This is a genomic window from Shewanella sp. Isolate7, assembly GCF_022398425.1.
In the GTDB taxonomy this organism is placed as follows: Bacteria; Pseudomonadota; Gammaproteobacteria; order Enterobacterales; family Shewanellaceae; genus Shewanella.
The window spans coordinates 42,118-66,647 of the sequence record NZ_JAKEVJ010000007.1 but is presented as its reverse complement, the minus strand read 5'-3'; the positions used below and the strand labels follow the sequence as shown (position 1 = coordinate 66,647).

At 55.2% G+C, this 24,530-nt stretch carries 22 protein-coding genes and 2 pseudogenes; 11 read left to right on the top strand and 13 right to left on the bottom strand.

The annotated features are described in order from the left end of the window. The 5 genes and pseudogenes from L1D47_RS02915 to L1D47_RS02895 all read left to right on the top strand — a co-directional run. Positions 1-294, top strand: a pseudogene (locus tag L1D47_RS02915) (IS4 family transposase); the annotation flags it as partial. 15 nt (positions 295-309) lie between these two features. Beyond that, positions 310-471: pseudogene (locus tag L1D47_RS02910) on the top strand (transposase); the annotation flags it as partial. Between the two features lie 456 nt (positions 472-927). After that, complete coding sequence (locus L1D47_RS02905; RefSeq protein WP_239882491.1) at positions 928-1,143, top strand: hypothetical protein; 216 nt, start codon at positions 928-930, stop codon at positions 1,141-1,143. 47 nt (positions 1,144-1,190) lie between these two features. Next, the gene (locus tag L1D47_RS02900; protein ID WP_239882490.1) at positions 1,191-1,733 is read left to right on the top strand and encodes a DUF2937 family protein; all 543 of its coding nucleotides are present in this window, start codon (positions 1,191-1,193) and stop codon (positions 1,731-1,733) included. Positions 1,734-1,853: 120 nt separating this feature from the next. Further along, positions 1,854-2,327, top strand: a complete 474-nt coding sequence (locus L1D47_RS02895) for a peroxiredoxin (protein ID WP_239882489.1) — start codon at positions 1,854-1,856, stop codon at positions 2,325-2,327. A gap of 65 nt (positions 2,328-2,392) precedes the next feature. Here the strand turns inward: L1D47_RS02895 and L1D47_RS02890 are convergent, their stop codons facing one another. The 4 genes from L1D47_RS02890 to ompR form a co-directional block, all read right to left on the bottom strand. Then, the gene (locus L1D47_RS02890; protein ID WP_239882488.1) at positions 2,393-3,238 is read right to left on the bottom strand and encodes a hypothetical protein; all 846 of its coding nucleotides are present in this window, start codon (positions 3,236-3,238) and stop codon (positions 2,393-2,395) included. Between the two features lie 104 nt (positions 3,239-3,342). Next, entirely contained in the window at positions 3,343-5,304 is a 1,962-nt protein-coding gene (locus L1D47_RS02885; RefSeq protein ID WP_239882487.1) for a methyl-accepting chemotaxis protein, read from the bottom strand. Between the two features lie 139 nt (positions 5,305-5,443). After that, positions 5,444-6,754, bottom strand: a complete 1,311-nt coding sequence (envZ, locus tag L1D47_RS02880) for a two-component system sensor histidine kinase EnvZ (RefSeq protein WP_239882486.1) — start codon at positions 6,752-6,754, stop codon at positions 5,444-5,446. A 27-nt stretch (positions 6,755-6,781) separates the two neighbouring features. Next, entirely contained in the window at positions 6,782-7,507 is a 726-nt protein-coding gene (gene ompR / locus L1D47_RS02875) for a two-component system response regulator OmpR (RefSeq protein WP_239882485.1), read from the bottom strand. Between the two features lie 405 nt (positions 7,508-7,912). Between ompR and greB the strand changes: the two genes are divergently transcribed. From greB to L1D47_RS02855, 4 genes are all read left to right on the top strand, one after another. Beyond that, positions 7,913-8,395: a transcription elongation factor GreB gene (gene greB / locus L1D47_RS02870; protein ID WP_041508976.1), complete on the top strand. Its 483-nt coding sequence runs from the start codon at positions 7,913-7,915 to the stop codon at positions 8,393-8,395. A 236-nt stretch (positions 8,396-8,631) separates the two neighbouring features. Continuing rightward, entirely contained in the window at positions 8,632-10,425 is a 1,794-nt protein-coding gene (locus tag L1D47_RS02865) for a thiamine pyrophosphate-binding protein (RefSeq protein WP_239882484.1), read from the top strand. Between the two features lie 127 nt (positions 10,426-10,552). Next, the gene (locus L1D47_RS02860) at positions 10,553-12,913 is read left to right on the top strand and encodes a Tex family protein (protein ID WP_239882483.1); all 2,361 of its coding nucleotides are present in this window, start codon (positions 10,553-10,555) and stop codon (positions 12,911-12,913) included. Between the two features lie 288 nt (positions 12,914-13,201). Then, a complete protein-coding gene (locus L1D47_RS02855; protein WP_239882482.1) occupies positions 13,202-15,190 on the top strand; it encodes an LTA synthase family protein in 1,989 nt (662 codons plus the stop codon). Here the strand turns inward: L1D47_RS02855 and L1D47_RS02850 are convergent. Beyond that, complete coding sequence (locus L1D47_RS02850; protein WP_239882481.1) at positions 15,183-15,674, bottom strand: hypothetical protein; 492 nt, start codon at positions 15,672-15,674, stop codon at positions 15,183-15,185. The genes L1D47_RS02855 and L1D47_RS02850 overlap by 8 nt on opposite strands. Positions 15,675-15,732: 58 nt before the next feature. Then, positions 15,733-16,512: a pimeloyl-ACP methyl ester esterase BioH gene (gene bioH / locus L1D47_RS02845; RefSeq protein WP_345778746.1), complete on the bottom strand. Its 780-nt coding sequence runs from the start codon at positions 16,510-16,512 to the stop codon at positions 15,733-15,735. A 33-nt stretch (positions 16,513-16,545) separates the two neighbouring features. On the opposite strand from bioH, the gene L1D47_RS02840 reads away from it, so the two are divergent. Next, a complete protein-coding gene (locus L1D47_RS02840) occupies positions 16,546-17,307 on the top strand; it encodes a ComF family protein (protein ID WP_239882480.1) in 762 nt (253 codons plus the stop codon). Here L1D47_RS02840 and L1D47_RS02835 read toward each other — a convergent pair. The 7 genes from L1D47_RS02835 to hslR all read right to left on the bottom strand — a co-directional run bounded on the left by L1D47_RS02835 (position 17,301) and on the right by hslR (position 23,341). Next, positions 17,301-17,783 carry an MgtC/SapB family protein gene (locus tag L1D47_RS02835; protein WP_239882479.1) on the bottom strand — a complete coding sequence of 161 codons (483 nt, stop codon included), beginning with the start codon at positions 17,781-17,783 and terminating at the stop codon, positions 17,301-17,303. The genes L1D47_RS02840 and L1D47_RS02835 overlap by 7 nt on opposite strands. Positions 17,784-17,917: 134 nt before the next feature. Next, positions 17,918-18,106, bottom strand: a complete 189-nt coding sequence (locus L1D47_RS02830; protein ID WP_239882478.1) for a helix-turn-helix transcriptional regulator — start codon at positions 18,104-18,106, stop codon at positions 17,918-17,920. Further along, a complete protein-coding gene (locus L1D47_RS02825) occupies positions 18,103-18,528 on the bottom strand; it encodes a hypothetical protein (protein WP_239882477.1) in 426 nt (141 codons plus the stop codon). Before L1D47_RS02825 ends, L1D47_RS02830 begins: the two co-directional genes overlap by 4 nt. A gap of 198 nt (positions 18,529-18,726) precedes the next feature. After that, positions 18,727-19,953, bottom strand: a complete 1,227-nt coding sequence (locus tag L1D47_RS02820) for a dicarboxylate/amino acid:cation symporter (RefSeq protein ID WP_345778745.1) — start codon at positions 19,951-19,953, stop codon at positions 18,727-18,729. 389 nt (positions 19,954-20,342) lie between these two features. Next, positions 20,343-21,884, bottom strand: coding sequence for a phosphoenolpyruvate carboxykinase (locus tag L1D47_RS02815; RefSeq protein WP_239882476.1), 1,542 nt, complete (start codon positions 21,882-21,884; stop codon positions 20,343-20,345). Between the two features lie 190 nt (positions 21,885-22,074). Next, positions 22,075-22,935, bottom strand: a complete 861-nt coding sequence (hslO, locus tag L1D47_RS02810; protein WP_239882475.1) for an Hsp33 family molecular chaperone HslO — start codon at positions 22,933-22,935, stop codon at positions 22,075-22,077. A gap of 13 nt (positions 22,936-22,948) precedes the next feature. Continuing rightward, complete coding sequence (hslR, locus tag L1D47_RS02805) at positions 22,949-23,341, bottom strand: ribosome-associated heat shock protein Hsp15 (RefSeq protein ID WP_239882474.1); 393 nt, start codon at positions 23,339-23,341, stop codon at positions 22,949-22,951. A gap of 262 nt (positions 23,342-23,603) precedes the next feature. On the opposite strand from hslR, the gene gspC reads away from it, so the two are divergent. Beyond that, positions 23,604-24,521: a type II secretion system protein GspC gene (gene gspC / locus L1D47_RS02800; RefSeq protein ID WP_239882473.1), complete on the top strand. Its 918-nt coding sequence runs from the start codon at positions 23,604-23,606 to the stop codon at positions 24,519-24,521. Positions 24,522-24,530: the final 9 nt, after the last annotated feature.

The window sequence follows — 24,530 nt, the reverse complement described above, 5'->3', positions numbered from 1 at the left end:
TTACGCCACAGCCGAACACGTGATGCGGCAAGAATGGATATCCTGCTATTGATAGCCTTGCTGGTGCAATTGGCATTTTGGTGGGTGGGACTCTTTGGTGAAGCGCAGCAATTGCAACGACATTTCCAGGCCAATACGGTGAAGAAACGTAATGTGTTATCGATAGTGCGGATGGGAAAAGAGCTGATGCGACGACGAGACAGATACCCAATGTCAGCCGATGACCTACTCCATGCTGCCAGGAAGCTGGCTGAATTATCACTCATTTACGGCTGCTGGGGGTATGAATTATGAGGGGATCCTACAGGGCTAAACATCCCCGTAGATAATTGGCTTAAAATCACTACAGAGTTTGGTGCATTATTTAAAGGTGCTGTAGGTGCACTACCTGCCTTAACCGAATACTGTGAGCATTTAGACCGAAAACGACGACAAGGGGCGGAAAATTGCCAGCGCTGGCTGTGCGCTTAAGTCATAATCCCCAATCAAATTATAATTCACCTTATACTTGATTGTTATCAAGTCTTTCTGCTGTGTTGAATATCTTAGATGACCATAAATCACTCATTTAACGATAATTTTTTAGCCATATCGATAAAAATTGATGAGTTGATTACATAGATCGTAACCCTCGCCAAAGCCATGAAAACGAGTTATGTTATTTTAAAAAAATGGGTGGCTTAGTTTTCTTTTGCCACTCGTTATGTAGCGTTGTTAGTGATGCTTAAAGTCTCCGGATGTTGTAAAAGTACATGCCATAACCACGGCCTGAAAAAGGGTACTCTTGTTTGTCAGCTTATGGTTATATTTTATGTCAGGTTATGGTTACATCTTTGTGCTAAGTGATTGAAAGCTAGAAGCAGCCTATGTCAGCTTATGCTTCCAGCGACAATAAGCGTAGCCGTCGAGAATACCAAGGAGCATGAGGTGATAAGGATTAACGTGTTCGGCAGATCTATGTCGGTTAGGCGTATTAGTGGTGAGTGGCAGCTGTTTAATGAGTCGCAAACCGGGATGCGTGCCCGCGTCTATGATGTGGTGATCCCGCCCGAGCTGACCGAGGATGAGCTACCTGGTTTTCTGGATGATATCTATCATGAGCATGCCAACGAGCAGTATCCTAGCGTAGTGATAGAGAGCTAATGCCTGTTAATTGAGAGGCTGAGGTCAGATTGATGCTAAGACGCTTGATGGATTATTTGAGACTCTTGTTGTTTGTCTGCGGCGTGCTGTTAGGCGTGCAGGTGCCGGCCTTTGTCGATCAGTATGGCAAGGCGCTCGCGGCGCATACCCAGGAGGCCAAACAGAGTCTGGCCGAGTTTCAGCGTGACGCCGACCGTTTCTTCGGCGGTGATATCGACAGGCTCATCGCCCACTATAAGCAGAATCCTGATGCGGTATTCAACGCCGGCGGTGAGAGTATCGAGGCGATTTACCAAAGATATCGGCTGCTGTCAGAGGCGCTCACGGAATTTAATCGGTCGGCCTATGGCGGATTCGACCAAGTTGTCTTGAGTCCTCTGCCAGCGATCCGCGATCAGGTGTGGCAGCATTTTAGCCACAGCATCTTACTCGATGGCCGCGCCATCGCCTTCGGCTTGGTGTTTGGGCTGCTGTTTGCCATGCTGTGCGAACTGATGCTGCACGGTTGCGGGCATTGCTGTAGCAGTGCCTATCGACGGATTCGTCTCTCCGCTAAAACCTCGGGCGAGGCGAGGACAGAGAAACCCTAAGGTTCGTCTGTGTTTGTCACCGCGAATTAGGGCTATGCTTGTGTAAACTGCGCATAAGTTCGTGAACATAAGTAAGCGAATATTCGCCAACAAGATTATTTAACTAATAAGGAACTCCCCATGATAGCCCAAGGACAAGCATTACCTGCCGCGACCCTAGGTCAGTTAACCGAGAGTGGCATGGTCAACCATGACGCGACCGAGCTGTTTGCCAACAAGAAGGTGGTGCTGTTTGCCGTGCCCGGCGCCTTCACTCCGACCTGCTCCGAGGCGCATCTGCCCGGCTATGTAGTGTTGGCAGATCAATTTAAGGCCAAGGGGGTGGATATTATCGCCTGTGTATCGGTTAACGATGCCTTCGTGATGAAGGCCTGGGGCGAGGCGCAAAATGCCAGCGAGCTGATGATGTTGGCCGATGGTGACGCCAGCTTTACTAAGGCATTGGGCCTGGAGATGGACACCGCAGGTTTTGGTGGCATCCGCTCGCAGCGTTATGCCATGGTGATCGATAACGGTGTGGTCACCCTGCTGAATGTCGAGGCGCCTAAGAGCTTCGAGGTGAGCAAGGCTGAGGTGGTCTTGGCGGCGTTATAATTTGCGAGATGAAAAAAGGGCGCCTAAGGCGCCCTTTTTTGTAGTCAATGTTCGAGAAGAACCCTTTAGAAGTAGTGCACATACTCCACGGCCACACGATACAGGGTGTCTTCGAAGCCCAGCAGATCGACCTCATAATCGCGGCTGATATATTGGGTCATGAAGTGCAGCAGGTTGTTCTGATTGGCGAGTGGGGTAACTACCTCCAGGGTGAGCCTGTCCATGGTGTAGAACTGATCGCCGTCATACCCCCATTGGCCGTCGAAGCGGCTCCACTTGGCACCTAGCTGCACGCCCGAGTGGTCAAAGGTGTACTTGTTGCTCCATTCAAAGAAGTAGCCAAATCCGGCACGGTTAAGGTATTCCTCACCACGGCCCATCTCTTCTCGCGGCCAGTCGTCATCTTTCTCTTCTTCGCTGTAGCCCAATCCGAGTGTCAGGCCGAGGTCATAGTGGTTGACGTCGCTAAAGCGGCGATTGAGCGACAGACCCGCGACTGCCTGCTGTTCAAACTCTTCCAGTTGCTGGCTGTTGTAATGCCCCTCGTAGCGGCCGTGAAAACTGAGCAGATAGTCTTGTTGTGCGCCCAGGGTGGCGAAGGGACGCTGGTAGTTAAAGCGCAGATCCATGGAGTTACGGAATCTGTCTTCATCGTACTTTTCCGAGTCGCGTTCATAGTAGTAGGTTCCGCGCACCCTAAAGTAGTTGGTATCCAGCTGGTAGACATTGTTATAGCGCAGGTCGTCCCAGATAAACGACAGGCCTCCGCCGCGGGACATAGAGCTGAACTCTGAGTCAGGGTATGACTCCAGGCCAGCAATGAGCGACATGGCGTAGGGTGAGTTGTCTGAGTCTGCAAATGCGGAAAAGCTCATTAGACCGGCTAAGCCGAGTGCGAGTGTTGTCTTCATGAGGCGCCTCTGTGGTTCATCATCCGTTATGATGCGGCGCACCTTAGCACAAGATGGCTAATTTTTCTGCCAGCCAGATTCCAGTTTGCTCCCGACTCTCTATGTTAGGCGGCGCGCTCGAGAGATGGTTGTGCGTCGATGCCGAGGCTGGCTTCGATGTCGGCGACCCCTTGAGCGACCTCATCGGCGATCACCTCGCTCTGACTGGCGGCGGCCATGGCGTGTTGTTTCAGTGACTCCATCGCCTGGGACAGGTTGTCCAGATGGCTGGTCTGCTCGCCGCTGAAGCGGACACCCTGCTTGGCGGTCTGGGTCATCTCCTCGGATTGCTGTTGCACCGTCTGGGTGACCTGCCAGAGAGTCTGTGCGCCCTGTGCCTGCTTCTGACTGGTGTTGGCTATGCCCTCGACACTTAGGGTCAGCTGCTGATTGGCCTCGGTAAGACGGCTCAATATGGTCACCACTTGCTGCAAGGATTCCTGAGTACGCTGGGACAGGCTGCGCACCTCGTCGGCGACCACGGCGAAGCCGCGTCCCTGCTCGCCGGCGCGGGCGGCCTCAATGGCGGCGTTTAGTGCCAGCAGGTTGGTTTGCTCGGCGATGTTGCCGATCACATCCAAGATGGTGGTGACATCGTTGACCGAGGTGGTCAGGCTGCCCAGGGAGAGGTGGCAATGGTCAACGGCCTGCTGGGTCTCGTCGGCGGCGCTCATGAAGGCCTGCACCTCCTGCTGGCTGGCGAGCATCTGGCTATGGGTCTGCTGGGCATGTTGCTCGACCTGGCTGGAGAGTTCGCTCACCTCGCGGGCGATGGCGCGTACCTGTTCGGTCTGGTTCTGTGCCGTGTCGACTATGCCTAGTGTGGTCTCTGTGCCTTGGGTCAGCTCTGTGATGCGATGTACCAACTGTGACAGCGAGGTGGAGATCTGGCCTATCTTGACCCGTTGGGCGGCATCTTCCGCCTCGAACCTGTCCAGCAGTTGATTGAAGTGACCGGCGATCTGCCCCGTCTCGCAGCGACGCGCTATGGTCAGGCGCTCACGGCTGTTGGACTCGCTCAGGCGCATAAATGCCTGGTTCAGATGCCTGAGGGGCTTCACGACCCGGCGTTGCTGTAACAATAGGTAGATGAGGGCGAACAGGGCCAGCACAGACACCACACCGTAGAGTAATGTCTGCAGCTGTTGCTTGAGGTGCTGGTTTTGCGCCTGTTGTGCCAGGCCTAACTTAAGCAGCTCATCTTCGATGCGGACGATGGCCGCCATCATGGCTTCCTGGGCGGCCTGATTGGCCGTCAGCAGCTGGTGGGTGTTGCTCACCTCTTTGCCGTAACGCTGGCTCAGGGAGAGGAGTTCGCTGTAATCGCTTTCGCCTATCTCTATCTGCTCGGCTTCATCGTCGCCCAGGGCAAATTCATCGGCCTCCCGGGTTTCATAGAGACCCAGTAGCGGCAGCTTGGCCAGTTGATCGTGCCAGTCGGTCAGCGCCTGGATCTGACTCGCGAGAAGGGACTTGAGGCGCTGATCTTTGCCGATCAAATAGTCCTGAGTCAGCTGTGATAGCCGATACACCAAAGGCGGCAGGCTTTGGGTCAGCAGTAGGTATTGCTTGGCCAACTTGGGGTGCTCCGGCAGGCCCTTGTCGGCATACTCGGCCAGATACTGGTTGTAGGCGAGCATCTCACTCTCGGCGTGGGCCAGTAGCTGGCGGGGATTGCCGGCCAACTTGCCTGCGGCGCGATATTGGGTGTCTAGGTCTTTGATGAAGGTGGCGATCGATTGTTGCAGCCGGTTGGCTTCATCGTGAGAGAGCTGCTCTAAGCTGGCGGCTATGGTCTCTAGCTGTTGTTTGGCACTGCTCAGCTGCTGGCTATTGCCCGTGCTCAGGTAGCTTTCCAGCTGACGGCGAACCTCCAGCAGAAATTGCTGCTGCAGGTCGGAGAGCATCTGATTCTTCTGCTCTATCTGGGCGCGTTCCTGGTTACTCCACACGACGACGCCTGCGAGCAGTGCGGCCAGCAGTAACAGGGTGGCAGAAGCCCAGAGGGAGAGAGTGGAAATTTTCATGATCAAGCGCCAATGACAGTTTGCGCCAGAATATGACGTATATATTGCAAATTGATGACATTCGCACTTAAGGATGAAGTCTCTATCCGACGTTAAAACTACCGGTTGGTGAAGGGGATTGTCGTGAAGGGGGGGCCGTTTATTCCAGTGGCAGCCACACCTGGGCGCTTAGGCCACCCTCTGGGCGATTGGTCAGTATCACCTGTCCCTGATGGCGATCGACGATACGCTTGATGATGGCCAGCCCCAGGCCGGAGCCGACACTGCCGCGGGCACTGTCGCCCTGGGTAAAGGGCTGAAACAGCTTGGGGATCTGATCGCTGGGAATACCCGGGCCGTTGTCTTCGACACTAAAGCCGACCCGGCGGCCATTGAAGCTGGAGCTGAGCCTTACCCAGCCGTTACCGTAACGAAAGGCGTTTTCCACCAGGTTGCTGATGACACGCTTGATTGCCACCGCCTGCATGGGGATTTCGGGACACTCGCTCAGCGCGAGCACTATCTCGCCGTCGCGGTTGGTCTCGGCCTGGGCGATATCCTTTAGCAGCTCGTTGAGCTGAACCTGTTCGCGATTGGCCTCCTGATCCTGGCGGATATAGGCGATAAACTGGTTGATGATGGCATCCATGTCTTCTATGTCATGCACTATGCCCTCTTTGAGGTACTCGTCTTCCTCGACCATCATCTCGGAGGCGAGACGAATGCGCGTCAGCGGGGTACGCAGGTCGTGGGAGATCCCTGCCATCAGCAGGGCCCTGTCCTGTTCGAGTTGCTGCATGCTACGGGACATCTGGTTGAAGGCGTTGGTTACCTCAATGATCTCGGTGGAGCCGCTCGGCGGCAGCGGCGCGGGATAGTCGCCTCGGGAGACAGAGATGGCCGCCTTCTGCAGGCGTTTAAGCGGCTTGTTCTGCTTGCGGGCAAACCACCAACCGCCGGCGACACTCAGGGCGCCGATCACCATAAGATAGAGGGTGAGGGGCGAGAGGCCAAACTCGTTGAAGCCGGTCAAGGGAACCTTGATCCACACAGATGGCGCCTGGGGAGGACGGATCCAGATCTCGAACTCTGTGCCCTGGGCGATGCGAACCTCGGCCTTGCCGCCGAGATGCTCCGACATCTGCGCAGACAACAGGCTGTAGTAGGCGGCGCGATCGACGCCTTCCTCGCGGGCCTGCTTGAGGTTGTAGATCTGCATGCTGTCGTCGCGTACCTTGGCATTGAGGGCATCGACCATGGAGAGGTGTTCGCGGCCGATATCGATACCGTCGACGAACAGCAGGTTGACCTGACGGGCGATCAGCTGGTTGATCTGCTGGTAGGTGGGCTGAATAAAGTAGACAGCCACCGAAAGATAGGAGACCAGCTGATTGACCAGCAGCAGGGAGCCTATCAGCAGTACGGTCTGACTGAAGGCGCTACGAGGCAGAAAGCGTTTAAACCAGCTCATTGTTGGGGTTGAGGGCTATGGCCTGGGCTAACGCCGCGCGGCCCCGTCGGGTACGAACACATAGCCCAGCCCCCAGACGGTCTGGATATATCTGGGGTTGGCGGCATCTTTCTCGATCAGGCGACGCAGGCGTGATACCTGCACGTCGATAGAGCGCTCCAGTGCCGAATAGTCGCGGCCACGGGCTAGATTCATCAGCTTGTCCCGTGATAAGGGCTCTCTTGGGTGACTCACCAGCACCTTAAGTACGGCAAATTCGCCGCTGGTGAGGGAGATCGCCTCTTCGCCGTGGTACATCTCACGGGTCGCCAGGTTGAGGGTGAACTCACCGAAGGTGATCTCCTCCTCCTGCTGGGTCGGCGCGCCGGGAACCTCTGGCGCCTGACGGCGCATGACCGCCTTGATGCGAGCCAGGAGTTCTCTGGGATTGAAAGGCTTGGGCAGGTAATCGTCGGCGCCCAGTTCCAGGCCTATGATGCGGTCCACCTCGTCACCCTTGGCGGTCAGCATCACGATGGGAATGGTATTGCCATTTTGGCGCAGGCGACGACAGATAGAGAGGCCATCTTCGCCCGGCAACATAAGATCCAGCACCAGCAGGTGAAAGTTTTCTCGCTCCAGCAGCCTGTTCATCTGCTCGGCATTGGCGGCGCTTCTGACCTGGTATCCCTGCTCCATCAGGTAACGCTCTAGCAGGGCTCTTAGGCGCATATCATCATCGACAACGAGAATTTTAGAGGTTTCTTGTCCCATGTTCTCTATCCCTTATTTCAGTGCGATCGACTCGAGGTTTACCGCTCAACTGGCTGAATTTCAATATTAATCTTATGTGCCTGCTTAATATAGCCGCTTTGCTATTTAAAAGCCTAGCGAGATTTCATCCTGAATTGAGACGATAATTTATCTAGGGAGAAATGAAACACTTGTAACATGCTGATAGTCTTTGAAATTATATGTTTTTAACTGGCTGTCGGGAAATTGTAACCAAATTGAAACTGCCTAGAACCAGCCGGCAGAGTGACTCCCTGGTTGGCGGCCTCGCCATGGTCGAGCCACTGGACTATTGTTTTTCAAGGGTTGCACTGGGTATTATCAGCGGAAAATCATTCGATGCGCTGGCCTGTGCCAGGCATCTTGTTGAGTCGTGACGAGAGAAAGATGAAAGCCATGTTGATCACCCGCGAAGGGTGGCAAGCGCTCGACCGAGAGCTTAAGTATTTATGGAAAGAGTATCGCCCCGAGATCACCAAGAAGGTGCAGGAGGCGGCGGCCCAGGGTGACCGAAGCGAGAACGCGGACTACACCTATAACAAGCGCCTGTTGCGTCAGATAGACAGCCGGGTGCGCTACCTGGTGAAGCGGGTGGAGGATCTGCAGATTGTCGACTACTCGCCCCAGCAGGAGGGCAAGGTGTTCTTCGGCGCCTGGGTGGAGCTGGAAAACGAGGAAGGCGAGATAGTGCGTTATCGCATCGTCGGCAAGGACGAGCTGGATACCAAGCTGGGCTACATCACCATAGACTCGCCCATGGCGAGGGCGCTCATCGGCAAGCAGGTGGACGACGAGGTGGTGGTCAATACCCCTGCGGGCAAGAAGGAGTGGTACGTTAACAAGATCCAATATAAGGCGTTCGACGATTAGACTTATATGGCGTTGACATCTGGCCCGGGTGTAAGCCTGGGCTAACGCTTTTTATCCTATCTAATAGACTGATATTGCAGTTGATATTTAGCCGTTGATCACAATGTAACGATATCTTGTCACTCTCTGCGTCCCGCGGTGGCGCCACGGGCTCGATGGCATGATGATCTCGATCAAGGCGCGGCGCCACCTCACTCTCTAGGCTACAGACACTTTTGGACAACCGAGAAGCTAACGTGTCTGTATCGATCGAATCTAATTTTGGCGCCGACTATGCCGCCCATCTCCCACTGCTTGGCGATAGCATCGCCGAACTGCTCGCCTTCTTCGGCGTGAAACGTGTCTACGGTGTTGGAGGTGACTTTGTCGCCAACTTGATCAATACCCTGGATAAGCAGGTGGCGGTATTGCCCTCAAGCAATGAGATGCACGCAGGTTTTAGTGCCTGCGCCCAGGCCGAGCTGAACCCTCTCGGGGTCTGCATGACTACCTATACCGTGGGCAGCCTGCCTTGCACCTCGGCGGCGGCCTTGGCGCGCACCGAAGGTTTGCCCGTGGTGTTTATCTCGGGGGCGCCTGGTGAGGCGGAGATCAACAGTCAGGCGTTGCATCACAGCGTACATCCGCACACGGCCTGGCATACGGATCTCGATGCGGCGCTCAATGCCTTTAAGGCGCTGGGTGTGCGCGCCGAACGCCTGCAGGGCCAGCGTCATAGCGGTCAACCCAATGTGGCCACCGAGCAGTTTCTGCAGCTGCTTACCCATGCCTATATTAATCGTCAGCCCGTGTATATCGAGGTGCCCAGGGATCTCATCTATCAGCCAACTCAGGCGCTGAGTCTGCCGAGTTGCCCGAGTCAGCTCAGGCCTCAGGCACTTAACTTAAGCGGCGCCGAGCTGATCGCCAGCCAGATCCGCACCCAGCTGGAGCAGGCCAAGGCACCGCTGGTGTTTCTCGGCGAGAAGCTTAGGCTCAATGAGCCGCTGCTTGAGAAGATTTTGGCTTTCTGTGAGCAAAATGGTCTGCCCTATGCCACCACCTGGTTTGGCAAGGGAATGCTGGATGAATCGAGACCGCTCTGTTTAGGCAGCTATAACGGCGTCTTCAGTCGTCTGCCTCATCAGGCCTATATCGAGTCTGAGGCCGATTATGTGCTCGAACTAGGCACTGCCATCTTCCCATCCGATACCAACAACGCCTTTAGCAGCCAGACCCATGCCATAGACAATCATGGTAACAAGACCATGCTCAAGGGGACAGCGCAGTGGGAAGCCGATATCGAGGCGGTGATGGCGCTGCTCGGCACGCAGCCGTTAACCCTTAAGGCTAGTGTGAACCTGGCTGTCGAGACTGTGCCGCAACTGGCTCCCCAGACAGAGCTTGGCTATCACCATCTATCGGCCTGCATCAACGCTGCGCAGCAGCGCGCCGAGAGTCCCTTCATCTTCCTGCCCGAGGTGGGGAATTCGCTGTTTGCCAGCTTCGAGTTGACCACCCTAGGCAGCGATATCGGCCGCAGCTATCTGGCTAATCCTTGGTATGCGGCTATGGGCACCAGCCTGCCCTATGCCAGAGCCGTGGTGGATCAGCTCGCCGAGCGCCAAAGCTCGCAGCCTGTGGTGGTGATCACCGGTGATGGTGGCTTTAACTTCCAGGCGAATGAGCTGATCAACCTGCAGAAGCAGGGAGCCAACCTGATCATCGTCTACATGCGCAACAACATCTTCCACCTGGGTAAGGCGGGTGATGCGCCCATCTACGCCTGCAACCATGAGGGGTTCGATCCTAAGTTATTGATTCAGGCATATGGTGGCAGCGGTCACCTGTGCCGGCAAAGCGGTGAGTTTGTCGATACCCTGTGTGGCTGCATCGCCAGCGGTGGCCTGCATCTCATCGAGGTGCCGGCATCTGTTGAGGCATTGGCCCAGAGCGACACCACTCAGAAGCTCAATTGTTACATAGGTTATCGCAACGGTAACCCTGAGGCGACGCAGCGCTGGCAGGAGCTGTGCGAAAAACGCGACTAAACTGAGAGACGTGTCGCCTAATTTACCCGCCATTATCTGGGGTTGCGACAGATAGGGCGTACAACTTGGCCCTGGGCTGTGTTATCTTTGGCGGCACTTAACTCTCTATTTGGGCACGACGTAATCTATGCAAAATATTGCACAAATCATCGCTCAGGAACTGAATGTTCGCGAGCAGCAAGTGACGGCAACTATCACTCTATTGGATGACGGCGCGACGGTTCCCTTCGTGGCGCGTTATCGTAAAGAGGTCACTGGTGGTTTAGATGATACCCAACTGCGCACCCTGCATAGCCGCTTGGGCTATCTGCGCGAACTCAACGATCGCCGTCAGGTGATCCTCTCCAGCATTCAGGCCCAGGGCAAGTTGACCGCCGAGTTGCAGGCTGCCATCGATCAGGCCGACAGCAAGACCCGTCTGGAAGATCTCTACCTTCCCTACAAGCCCAAGCGCCGCACCAAGGGGCAGATCGCCATCGAGGCCGGTATCGAGCCTCTGGTAGATCGTCTGCTCAGCGATCGTCAGGCAGATATCGATGCTCTGGCGAGCGAATACCTTAATGCCGAGGCCGGGTTCGATGAGGTAAAGGCGGTGCTAGACGGCGCGCGTTTCATCCTGATGGAGCGATTTGCCGAAGATGCCGAGCTCTTGCAGAAGGTGCGCCAGCATCTGACGCAGAACGCCGTGCTTGAGAGCCGCCTGGTGAAGGGCAAGGAGAAAGAGGGCGCCAAGTTTAGAGACTATTTCGAACACAGCGAGAAGCTGATGAATGTGCCTTCGCACCGCGCCCTGGCCATGCTTCGCGGTCGCAACGAGGGTGTGTTGAGCCTGAGTATGAATGCCGACCCAGATAGCGAGGCCAAGTCTGGCAGCTATTGCGAGGTGATCATCGCCGATCACTTCGGTCTCAAGCTGAGCGACTCGCCGGTGGATCAGTGGCTCAAGCTGGTGGTGACCTCGACCTGGCGCATCAAGATAGCTTTGCAGATGGAGACAGAGTTTATCGCCAAGCTGCGTGAGCGCGCCGAGACCGAGGCGATTAATGTGTTTGCCCGAAATCTTGGCGATCTCCTGATGGCGGCCCCTGCCGGCGCCAAGGCGACTCTGGGGCTGGACCCAGGCCTGAGAACCGGCGTCAAGGTGGCTATAGTCAACAACACGGGCAAACTGATGGCCCATACCACCATCTTCCCCCATGCGCCGCAAAACCAGTGGGAGAAGTCGCTGCGTACCCTGGCGAACCTGGTGAAGATGCATAAGGTGGAGCTGATTGCCATAGGTAACGGCACCGCCTCTCGTGAGACAGACAAGCTGGCGGGTGAGCTGATTGCCTCGCTCAAGAGTGAGCTGCCAGGACTTACCAAGATCATGGTGAGCGAGGCGGGCGCCTCGGTTTATTCGGCTTCCGAATTGGCGGCGGAGGAGTTTCCCGATCTGGACGTCTCCATTCGCGGCGCCGTGTCTATCGCCCGTCGTCTGCAAGATCCCTTGGCCGAGCTGGTGAAGATAGAGCCCAAGTCAATCGGTGTGGGCCAGTATCAGCACGACGTGAGTCAGAGTCAGTTGTCACAGTCCCTTGAGGCCGTGGTGGAAGACTGTGTAAACGGTGTCGGCGTGGATCTCAACATGGCCTCGATGCCACTACTGACTCAGGTCGCCGGTCTCAACAAGACCCTGGCCCGCAATATCGTCGACTACCGCGATGAAAACGGTCAGTTTACCTCGCGTAAGCAGCTGCTCAAGGTGCCGCGTCTCGGCCCCAAGGCGTTTGAACAGGCGGCGGGCTTTTTGCGTATTCGCGAGGGCGACAATCCGCTGGATGCCAGCGCCGTGCACCCCGAGACCTATGCCTTGGTCGAGCAGATAGCCAAGGCCCAGCAGCAGGCGGTCGATGCCCTGATCGGCAACACTGAGTTGCTCAAGCAGATTGATGCCAAGGCGTTTGTGACCGAGGAGTTTGGTCTGCCTACCATAGAAGATATTCTCAGCGAGCTGGATAAGCCGGGTCGTGACCCTCGCGGTGAGTTTAAGACCGCCGTATTCAAGGAAGGGGTTGAGGAGATCAAAGACCTTAAGGTGGAGATGATCTTAGAGGGCGTAGTGACCAATGTGACCAACTTCGGTGCCTTCGTCGATATCGGTGTGCATCAGGATGGCCTGGTACATATCTCGTCGCTTACCGACAAGTTTGTCAGCGATCCCCATACCGTGGTGAAGGCGGGCGATGTGGTCAAGGTCAAGGTGATGGAGGTCGATGCCGAGCGCAAGCGTATCAGTTTGACCATGCGTCTGGATGAGAAGCCGGGTGACAAGGCGTCTCATCAGGGCGCCAAGGGGCTGGCAAAGGCAGGTCAGGGCAAGGGCCATCAGGGAAAAGGTCCCCAGGGTAAGGGCCAAGCCAAGGGGCAATACAAGCAGCCCAAGGCGCCTGCCAATGCCGCCATGGGTAACGCCTTCGCCGATGCCTTCGCTAAATTAAAAAAGTAGCGGAAAAGTAAAGAGAAAAAGCCAATTCCTTTCGGGGGATTGGCTTTTTTGTATCCATTTTTCATCTGTCTTGAGCTGTGGTGTCCAGTCTGTCGACAAAATTTTCACTCTGAGAGTGTTCTACTCGACGATGGCTAGGCTCGTCTCTTTTTTGTTGATCGTGAAGCGCGCTGAAACAAAAATAGAACTAAAGTGTTACTTTTGTGTCAAACTACCGCGCGATGTAGGCAAGGTAACAAGTGCTTCGCGAGAAAGCATAAGACTAGATTGAAAATATGTGGAAAATTTATGACTAAAGTTAAGTCAACATGGGGGCCGTTTGGCGCCATTATCTGTTTTGGGTTGATAGCCTTAGCTATCACCACACTGAGCCGTATCGGCTTAGGCGTTTGGCAGGCCGATAGGGTCGCCGCCGTCGATGGCTGGCCACACCTGCTGCTTCAGGGCTTGAGGGTCGACTTTGCCACCCTGTGTTGGTTATGGGGTATCGCTGCCCTGGGGACCACCATCTTTGGTGGCGATCATCTGGTGGGCCGTGGTTGGAAGTCTGTGCTCAGAGTCTGGCTGACTCTGGGCCTGTGGTTGATGATCTTTCTTGAGCTGTCTACTCCCTCGTTTATCGACGAATATGGCCTGAGGCCCAACCGTCTCTATATCGAATACCTTATCTATCCCAAAGAAGTGCTCTCCATGCTGTGGACCAGCCGTAAGGGAGAGATCTTCCTCGGGCTGATTGTTAGTAGCCTGAGTCTTTGGGGAGGCTGGCGCCTGAGTGGGCGCTTACTGAAAGAGGTGGTTTATCCGCGTTGGGTATGGCGCCCGGCGATTGCCCTGTTGGTGATAGTCGTGACCCTTTTGGGCGCGCGCTCCAGTTTGGGGCACAGACCGCTTAACCCTTCTATGGTGGCCTTTGCCGACGATCCGCTGGTGAACTCTCTGGTGGTGAACTCCTCCTATTCGCTGGTATTTGCTATCGATCAGATGTCGGCGGAAGCCAATGCCTCTAAGGTGTATGGCAAGCTAGAGAAGAGCCAGATCATAGACAACATTCGTAAAGACAGCGGTCGTCCGTTGAGCGCCTTTACCTCAGAGTCTCTGCCGAGCGTGACCTACAACCAGGCCAGCTACCAGGGCAAGCCCAAGAACTTGGTGATCATACTGCAGGAGAGTCTGGGGGCGAGATTTACCGGTTACCTCGGTGGTCTGCCGCTGACGCCTAATATCGATGCCCTGGCGAAAGAGGGCTGGGCCTTCAATCGTCTCTATGCCACGGGTACCCGTTCGGTGCGCGGTATCGAGGCGGTCACTACCGGCTTCACGCCGACCCCTGCACGTTCTGTGGTTAAGTTAGGTAAGAGTCAGACCGACTTCTTTACCGTCGCGGATCTGCTCAGGATGAACGGCTATCAGACCCAGTTTATCTATGGGGGTGAGAGCCATTTCGATAACATGCGCAGCTTCTTCCTGGGGAACGGCTTTAGCGATATCGTGGATCAGAATGACTATAAAGATCCTCTGTTTGTCGGCTCCTGGGGGGTGTCGGATGAAGATCTGCTTAAGCGGGCCAATAGCGAGTTTGAGCAGTTCCATAAAGAGGGTAAGCCTTTCTTTAGTTTAGTGTTCAGCTCATCTAACCATGAGCCGTTCGAGTTTCCCGATGGCCGCATCGAACTCTACGATCAGCCCAAGCAGACCCGTAACAACACGGCCAAGTATGCCGATTATGCCGTGGGTGAATTCTTTAAGCTTGCCAAGCAGTCCAGTTACTGGAAGGACACCCTGTTTGTGGTGGTGGCCGACCATGAGAGCCGCGTAGGCGGTGCCTCTCTGGTACCCGTGGAGCAGTTTAGGATCCCGGCGATTATCTTGGGCGATGGCATCGCGCCTAAGCTGGATCAGAGAGTGGCCAGCCAGATAGACCTGGCGCCGACCCTGTTATCCTTGATGGGCGTATCAGGCAGCTATCCTATGCTGGGACGGGACCTGACCAAGATGGATGACAACTGGCCCGGTCGAGCCCTGATGCAGTACGACAAGAACATGGCCTATCTGCGTGGTGACGATGTGGTGATCCTGCAGCCGGAGCGCGAGCCGGCCGGCTATGGCTATGACTTTGCCACGAATACCCTGAGCCATAAGTCTCAGAGCGATGAGATGAAGCAGACAGCCCTGTCGTGGGCACTGTGGGGCAGCATGGCCTATCAACAACAGCTATATCAGACGCCGCAGCAAAACACTGCGTCGAGCAAGTCTTCGAGCGAAGGCGTGATCAGATAAAGGTGGATAACTCGGGCTCTCCCTTAGGGAGGGCCCGAGTCTGATAGAAGCTGGCAATGTGGGCCGACACGCTCTGATAGAAGCTGGTGGCCTGATTCTCGAACTGGGTCTTAGGTTTCTGAGGCTCTCTTGGCATCTCGGCCTGTACGCTGCGAATGTCCCGGCGCGCTAGCGCAGGTTTCATTATCAGCGGTCGTATGATGGCCGCTCCTTGTTTAGCCTGTTGCTGCTGTTGCTGGCCTTCCTGCTGATGCTGGCCTTGCCCTTGCTGCTTGGCCTGCACCTTCTCATTGAGCTTCGCCTGAACATTGGCCTGATCCGCCGCGCGCTCGTTCTGAGGATTGAAGGGGCGTTCTTCGTTGCTCTTGGCGAGCTGCGGCGCCGGTATGATAGGTGGTCGTTGCTGACTCTCTACCCGCGCGCTATCTGTCGCGGCGTTGGTCGTCGCGATTGGCACTTGCGGATAGTTGGTCACCACTAACATAGAATTCCCTCTGAATGCTGCTTAAATAATAACCACAAAGTGATATAAATTAAAGTGATTATTTATTAAACGTCTTCAGCCAAGCCTCGACGCCATCGACAAAGGCTTCTCTATGGGAGAAGAAGGGGGCGTGGGAGGCCTTAGGCAGCACAAGATCTTGATAGCGTGATTCGCAAACCGGCATCAGTGGCTGCACCCGGCGTGATACCAGGCCATCTAATCTTCCCCACACCCTAAGCCAAGGCGCCTGAATCTCGCTGAGCTGCGCCCTGAGGTCAACTTCCTTAAGCATCTTGAGTCCGGCGCGCAGCGCACCCGCATCCGGGAGCGGCTTGGCCATCACCAGATCCCTGAGCTGCTTGATATCCTGCTTGGCGGTCTCGCTGCCCATGGCCTGGATGGCGAGGAAGCGCTCTATCATCTTGCCAAGATCTTTTTCCAGCTGATCGCCAAACTGTCCCAGAATCTGCGGCGGAATACCGGGCCAGCCCTCATCTTCTCGTGCCATGAAACAGGGGGAAGAGGCGATGGTCAACAGGGCCTTGATGCGTTCTGGATAGCGCAGCGCGGCGCGGGTGGCGACGAGGCCGCCCAGAGACCAACCGGCCCAGATGGCCCGCTCTGGTACCTGAGCCATGATGTGGTCGACCCAGGCATCCAGCTCGCCCTCGATGGCCGGGCTATCGCCAAAGCCGGGCAGGTCGATGCACAGGAGTTGATGATCGTGGAAAGCGTGATGTAAAGGGGTAAACACGGCGCTATTGACCCCCCAGCCGTGTAGCATGACGATGGGGCGGCCTTGGCCTATAGTTTCAATATGCAAGGATTGCTGACTCACTAAGATGCCTCTACAGGTCGGAAAGTTAGTTAAATGGATAGAACTCGTCTGAATTTATCACGCTGGCAGCGCCGGCTTAGTCGATTACGACTGCTGCTGGCGGCTAGTCTACCCAATCGCTGTATGATCTGCCATCAAAGGGTGGTCCTGCCACAGCGGGGCATCTGTCTTACCTGTCTCGATGCTGGGCTCTACTCGTCGCCTAGCTGTCTGGGCTGTGGTCGCACCATGAGTCTGCAGAGCGCTTATTGCGGCACCTGCATGACGACGCAGCCTCTCAAGGTGGTGGCGCCTGCCAGCTACCATCAGGGGCTGGGGGAGACGGTGGCGGCGATCAAGTATCAGGGACAACTGGCCGGCTTATCCCCCATAGTGCAGGCCTTGGTGCGAAGGATTCATACGCTGGTGGCCGCGGAGGCAATCTCTCTGCCTCAGGTACTCCTGCCTGTGCCCCTGCATCCTAGGCGTCTGCGCCAGCGCGGCTTCAATCAGGCCTATCTGATCGCCTGTGAACTGGGTCAGGCGCTGTCGATCCCTGTGCTGCCCGACGCTCTGGTGCGAATCAGTGATACGCCGCCCCAGGCTGGGCTGACGGGCAAGCAGCGACGGCGTAATCTCGCGGGCGCCTTTAGCCTGAGCCATGGGTTCGAATATCAGCGCGTGGCCCTAGTCGATGATGTGGTGACAACCGGCACCACGGCCATGGAGATCGCCAAGCTGCTCGAGGGGCGCTACATTCAGGTACAGGTTTGGTGCCTGGCCAGAGCCGAGGCGCCTCACCTGATCGATCAATAGCCGTTGCGGCGCCAGTTACGGTACTTGGTATGGACGCCGCGGGTAAATAGCGAGGAGTATTCCTCCAGCAGGTCGACGCCGTAGAGGATGGCCACAACCAGCAGGGAGAGCTTGATTCCCACAAAGGGATCGACCACGGCAATACAGACACCAATGGCGGCCAGTGCCCAGATGGCGGCGGCCGAGGTTACGCCGACGACTACCCCCTCTTTGGCCAGCATGACGCCCGCTCCCAGGAAACCTATGCCCGTCACCACCTGGCCTATGATGCGCGATGGATCCGATACCGAGGTGGCGACCGCCATGGAGGCGGTGATGAAGATATAGGTACCCAGCACGATCAGCGATGAGGTGCGTATGCCGACGGGTTTGCCCCTGAGTTGGCGTTCGAGGCCAATGATGAGGCCGCAGAGAATGGCGCAGCCGAGTTCGCGCCAGCGAAAGGGATCGATAGCTACCCAAGCATCAAAGTTCATGGTGTGTTCCTAGTTAACAATGTCTGGTGCAGAGGGCTTACGGGCGGGGTGACGTCTTGGGCTTTTCTGCGGGTCAATTTTCGGCGAGTGTCGATCTAAAAGGCCCCTGAGTCAATAGGGGCCGAGAGATATTGCTAGTCCTCGAAGATGGACTCGATGGGGAGCTGAAACAGCTTAGCGATCTTAAAGGCCAGCGGCAGGCTGGGATCATACTTGCCCTTCTCTATGGCATTGATGGTCTGGCGGGATACATCCAGCAGGCCTGCCAGATCGGCCTGGGTCCAGTTGCGTTCGGCGCGCAGGGGTTTTAGACGGTTCTTCATCTGTAGTTGAGTCTCCCGAAGATAATCCCCAGCATATAGGTGAGCGCCAGGAGTACCACCAGATAGGCGGCCTTTAGATCCGGTAGCAGATCCGCCATGTCCAGAATCGAGTAGAGGGAGAAGCCTATGATGCTGACGCCGACAGCCAAGGCCAGGGCGTCGAGCTGTATCTTACGTTCCATCTCGTCGAGTTGGCGCAGGAAGCGTTTGAAGGCCAGCAGCATCCAAATGCCGATGACACCATGGAGGATGAAGCAGCTTGCCAGCACCCATGTCGATGTTAGATAGCCTTGATGGGCCAGGAAGGATGTACCTCCCAGGCTGAGCGCCCATAAGAGGGCGAGCAGATTCACCTGGTTGGCATTCTGAATATCCCTTAACGGTAGCCCTCTGGAGCAGATGGCGTCGATGATCTGTTTCATATGCGGTTCCTCTCGCTCGAGTTAAATGTCAAACACCCTTTACATAACAAGCTAGGTTAAAAAAGACCCAAGGTCAAGCATGCTTTACATAAAGTTTGGTTTGTTTGACTTTCAAGGTGGCGAATTGGCATTGGATGGACAGATGAGGGAGATGGCCGTTTGAGGCCATCTCCTTGTTATTTAAGTCGTATTAGCTGATTACTTAGCTTGAGTGTATTTGTCTAAGATCACCGCACAGGCGGCATCGCCCGTGATGTTGAGCGAGGTGCGGATCATGTCAAAGACCCTGTCCAGGGCAAACAGCAGCGGCAACCCGTCGATGGGGATGCCGGCGGCCAGCAGTACGGCAACCACCAGGAAGGAGGGGCCGGGTACGCCTGCCTGACCTATGGCGCCCAGGGTCGAGGTGAAGATGATCGCCACATAGGCGCCCAGGCTGAGATCTATGCCATACATCTGGGCGAAGAAAATTGCCACCAGGCCGTAGTAGATGGCGTTACCGCTCATGTTGATGGTTGCGCCTAGCGGCAGCACGAAGGAGGCGGTGGGTTTTGAGACCCCCAGCTCCTCCTCACAGGTTTCCATGTTAACCGGTAGGGTCGCCATGGAGGAGGCGGTAGACAGTGCCATCACCTGAGGCTTCTTCATCACGCTGATAAACTTCTTGGCGCTGACATTGGAGAATAGCTGTACCAGTAGTGGGAAGAAGAGAAAGCCAAACAGTAAGATGCCTAAGACAAACACGGCAAACAGCTTAAATACCACTTCCAAGGCATCGAAGCCGAAGGTACCGACCGAGTCGGCCATCAGGCCAAACACGCCGATAGGCGCGATTACCATGACGCAGTTGATCATCCACACGAAGGCGTCGACTATGGTATTGAGCGCCGCCAGAATCGGTTTGCTGCCTTCCCCCTTCACCTTAGTGAGGGCGATACCGAAGAAGATGCTAAAGACCAGAATTTGCAGGATATTGCCGCCGGTGAGTGACTCGAACACATTGGTGGGGATCATGCCGATGAAGGTGTCCATCACGCCGGGCAGGGCGCCATGCTCTTCGGTGACCTTCATCAGGCCGCTGGCGCTGTGGGCGGTAAAATCGACGCCGTTACCGGGCTGGAACAGGTTGCCCAGCAGTAGCGCCAGGGCAACCGCCACCCCAGAGGTGATGATGAAGAAGCCGAAGGTGCCTATGCCTATCTTGCCCGCCGAAGGGCTGTCGCCCAGGCTGGCGGCGCCGGAGATGATGGACACCAGCACCAGAGGGATAACCAACATCTTGATCAGATGGATGAAAATGGTGCCTAGCGGCGCAAATACGCTGGCCTGTTCGCCCATGATAAAACCGACGGCGGCGCCGATAAGCATGGCGATCACCACCTGCACCCCGATATTGCCTAAAAACCTACTAGTCTTGGTTTTCACCCTTGCCTCGTCTTGTCGTTTAGTTTGCGTTTGAAATGAGTATAGTCTTGCAGTCGCGCAGCGTAGCATAGGTTGGAGCAAGAGTCTGTGAATTGGGGCTTACCCTGAGGATAAAGTCTAAGTACTGAGTGAGAGTATGGGGTTACACCCAAGTAGCGTACCGACTAGCACAGAGCCAAAGTGAGTTAAATGCATTCCCATTATTAACAATTAAAAGGGCCAAATACGACAACTTGAAGCTAGGTGTAACATTGTTGAAAGGAGAATATTTATAGCCTTGGTTAGACGCTTGTTACCTAGTTGGTTAGGTACGTAGGATTTGCACAGCTGTGGGCAATAAAAAAATGACCCCGAAGGGTCATTTTTAATACTGTTATCAGACGTAGGGCTTAAGCCTTAGGGCCTGCCTGCTTGATGGCGTCAGAGACGTCGTACTTAGTGAAGTTGGCGGCAAACTCTTCTGCCAGCTGCTGGGCGTACTTGTCGTATTCTGCCTTATCTGCCCAGGTGTTAACCGGGTTAAGCAGCTTGGCATCGACACCAGACACGGCCACAGGCACGTCCAGATTTAGCTTGTCGATGTGAACGGTTTCCACATCCTTCAGCTCGCCGCTGACGATGGCATCGACGATGGCGCGGGTCGTTGGAATATCGAAACGCTTACCTACGCCGTGTGGGCCGCCGGTCCAGCCGGTGTTGACCAGGTAGACCTGGCTACCGAATGACTCGATGCGCTTCATCAGCAACTCGGCGTATACGCCAGCCGGACGTGGGAAAAATGGCGCGCCGAAACAGGTCGAGAAGGTCGACTGAATCGCAGAGGTAGAACCCATCTCGGTCGATCCCACCTTGGCGGTGTAGCCAGAGAGGAAGTGATAGGCCGCCTGTTCCTTGCTCAGCTTAGACACTGGAGGCAGTACGCCTGATACGTCACAGGTCAGGAAGACCACGGCATTTGGCTCGGCGCCGCGGTTCTCTTCCTTACGCTGAGCGATGTGCTCCAGCGGGTAGGCCGCGCGGCTGTTCTCGGTCAGCTCTGTGTTGCTGTAGTCAGGAATGCGTTGCTCGTCCAGAGTCACGTTTTCAAGTACGGTACCGAAACGAATAGCGTCCCAGATCACCGGCTCGTTCTTCTGGCTCAGATCGATACACTTGGCGTAGCAGCCACCTTCGATATTGAATACGCCGCCTGGTGCCCAGCCATGTTCGTCGTCGCCGATAAGGAAACGCTTAGGATCGGCAGACAGTGTGGTCTTGCCTGTGCCTGATAGGCCGAAGAATAGGGTGGTATCGCCTTCGCTGCCGACGTTGGCCGAGCAGTGCATTGGCAGTACGCCTTTGGCTGGCAGTAGGAAGTTCTGCACGGAGAACATAGACTTCTTCATCTCGCCGGCGTACTTAAGGCCTGCCAGCAGTACCTTGCGATCGGCGAAGTTGATGATGACGGTGGCGTCAGAGTTGGTGCCGTCACGGGCAGGATCACACTCGAAACCCGGGGCGTTCATGATCTGCCAAACGGGCTTGTTGGCGACGTTAAACTGCTCAGGCACGATAAACAGGTTACGGGCGAAAAGCTGATGCCAGGCGGTCTCGGTTTTTACTTCAATAGGTTGGTAGTGCTCGGGGTCGGCACCCACTTCAAGCTCAGAAACAAAAGTCTCCTTGTCGGCCAGGTAGGTCGCAACGCGATCCCATAGGGCGTTAAAGGCATCCATGGCGAACGGCTTGTTGACCGAACCCCAATCGATGTCATTTTCGCTGCCTGCTTCTTTCACGATAAAGCGGTCGTTGGGTGAGCGTCCGGTACGCTCGCCGGTTTTTGCCACTAATGCACCATTCGCCGTTAGCTCTCCTTCGCCGCGTGCGAGTGCAAACTCAACTAGTTGTGCCGTAGAGGGATTTCTATGAGTCTGCTTAGATCCATCCGCCATCTGTAAGGTCTCCATCATTCGAGTAGGGTTGGCCGGTCTGTGCCAGCTTGTTTTTGTTTTATCTGCATGATTTGCAGAGGGCCGATTGTAACTTAAGCGGAATTGAATGTGTGAGGAAGATCGCGAAAATTGTGAAAAAAAGAGGATGCGCACAGGCATCCTCTTTCAAAGGTGAATATAAGCCGATGATTTACTGCTGGGTATAGGCCTTAGGCGCGTTTTTAAATAGGGCTTCGACATCGATGGAGTCGAAGCTGTAGCTGGAGTTACAGTACTCACAGCCCATCTCGATCTTGCCTTGCTCTGCCAGGATGGCGTCCAGCTCTTCCTTCGCCACGGTTTTCAGTGCCTGACCGCTGCGCTCACGGGAGCAGGTACAGGAGAAGGTGACCTCGATAGGATCGAACAGGCGAACCTCTTCCTGGTGATACAGACGGTGCAATACTTCTGTTGCCTCGAGCTCAAACAGCTCCTCGGCCTTGATGGTGCTGGTCAGCTGTTCGAGATGTTCGAACTCTTGGTTGTGCTCGTTTTCGCCCGGTAAGACCTGGAGCAACATGCCGGCGGCTTGCTTGCCGTTGGCAAACAGGCGGATGGCGGTCGGCAGCTGCTCAGACTGCAGGAAGTATTGCTCCAGACACTCGGCCAGGGTTTCCTTCTCCAGTGCCACGACACCTTGATAACGCTCGCCGTTGCTCGGAGTCAGGGTGATCACCATGTGTCCCTGGCCCATGAGCTGTTGTAGGCTGGCGTCTTGGGCGACCTCGCCTTCCCAGCGTGCGACGCCGCGCAGCTGTTGTAGGTTGTTGCCATTGATCACCGCCAGCGATACCGGGCCGTTGCCCTGCACCTGTACGCTGATGTCACCATCAAATTTCAGTGTGGCGGTGAGTAAAGAGGTGGCCGCCATCAGCTCGCCCAGCAAACGTGCAATCGCCTCTGGGTAGGTGTGGGCAGCCAAGATCTCTTGGTAGCTCTTCTCTAGCTGTACGATTTGTCCGCGCACATCGGCGTTGTCGAATAGGTAACGGTTTAAGATATCTTTACTCATTTGTGTCTCACAGTTAGCTTTCTTTAAAGCGTATTAGTTGGCGACGCTGTTTCTTGTCTGGCTTGGTATCCGGCGCGGGATTGTTAAGCACATTCAAGCGTCTAGCCTCGGCATAGGTCTCGCGTTTGGCTATGCTTTCTGGCGTCTCTTCATATAAGGTTTGGGCGACCACCGCCTTCTGGCGCTGTTCGGATAATTTTTTTATGACGATCTTTTTTTCGTCATATCCTTGTCGTAATCTAATCACGGCGTCGACTTCCGCCAGCTTGCTCGACTTAGTGCGCTGTCCATTGTAATGGACCTTACCGCCGTTGATCATCTCTTTGGCGATTGCTCGCGTCTTATAGAAGCGGGCGGCCCACAGCCACTTGTCGAGCCGAACGCCAATCGCTTTCTCTGAGGTCATGGTGATCAGGTCTCCTTAGGTGTATAAAGATGTGCAAGCTCACAGGCTGAAAAAATAGTCCATACTTGTTGTTAGCCAACAGATGAGATAGCGACAGACCTCACACCCTTTTTAGGCGCGTAAAGTTAGCATAAATCGCCTCTATAGGCCAATAAAGAGACTGTTATGGGCTTGTTGCGAATAGCTGTGTAGGTTAGCATGAGCCACAGCTAGGAAATTATCATAATCAGATTAGAGGCCTGCATAGAGGGTCCACAATAATATGGATTTATTAGACAAAGTAATATCTAAGGCCGCTGCCGTGCCGCAGAAGCCTCTGAGTTCGGCCGTATTCTGGCTCGGTTTGATTATCGCTATCTATCTTTTGGCGCAAATCACATGGAAGTTGGTGCCCGTCGCTGAAACCCCACAAAAATGGCAGGCGACCCCTGTCTCCAGCAGTCAGTCATCGTCCCAGGTGAATGTCTCTACGCTGCAAGCATTAGCCCTCTTTGGTAAGGCCGACCCCAACTCGGATAAGCCTAAGCCTGTGGTGGAAGAGAAGATCACCGACGCCCCCAAGACCTCGCTGTCGATTCAGTTGACCGGCGTGGTGGCCTCGACCGCCGAGCAGAATGGGCTAGCGGTGATCGAGTCCCGTGGTAGCCAGAACACCTATAGCCTGGGCGACAAGATCCAGGGCACCTCTGCCTCGCTTAAAGAGGTGTACGCCGATCGCATCATCATCTCTAACACTGGTCGTTACGAGACGCTGATGCTCGATGGCCTCAAGTATGAGGCCCAGGGCGAAGCCAATAACTTGTTGCAAGAGGCACGTTCCTCTCGCGATGTCCGCACCATAGACAAGCGCAACAACAGCGCCGTCTCTAAAGAACTGGAAGAGTCGCGCGACGCGCTGCTGGAAGATCCCAGCAAGATCACCGATTACCTGGCGATTTCACCGGTTAACGCCGGCGGCGAGCTGCAGGGATATCGTTTAAACCCAGGCAAGGATAGAGAATTATTTAAACAAGCTGGCTTTAAAGCCAACGATTTAGCAAAATCAATGAACGGCTATGATCTGACTGATATGAGTCAAGCATTGGAAGTGATGGCACAGTTGCCAGAATTGACCGAAATTTCTCTGATGGTCGAAAGAGAAGGTCAGCTGGTCGAGATCATGTTTAGTTTGCCGCAATAAAAAGGGTTT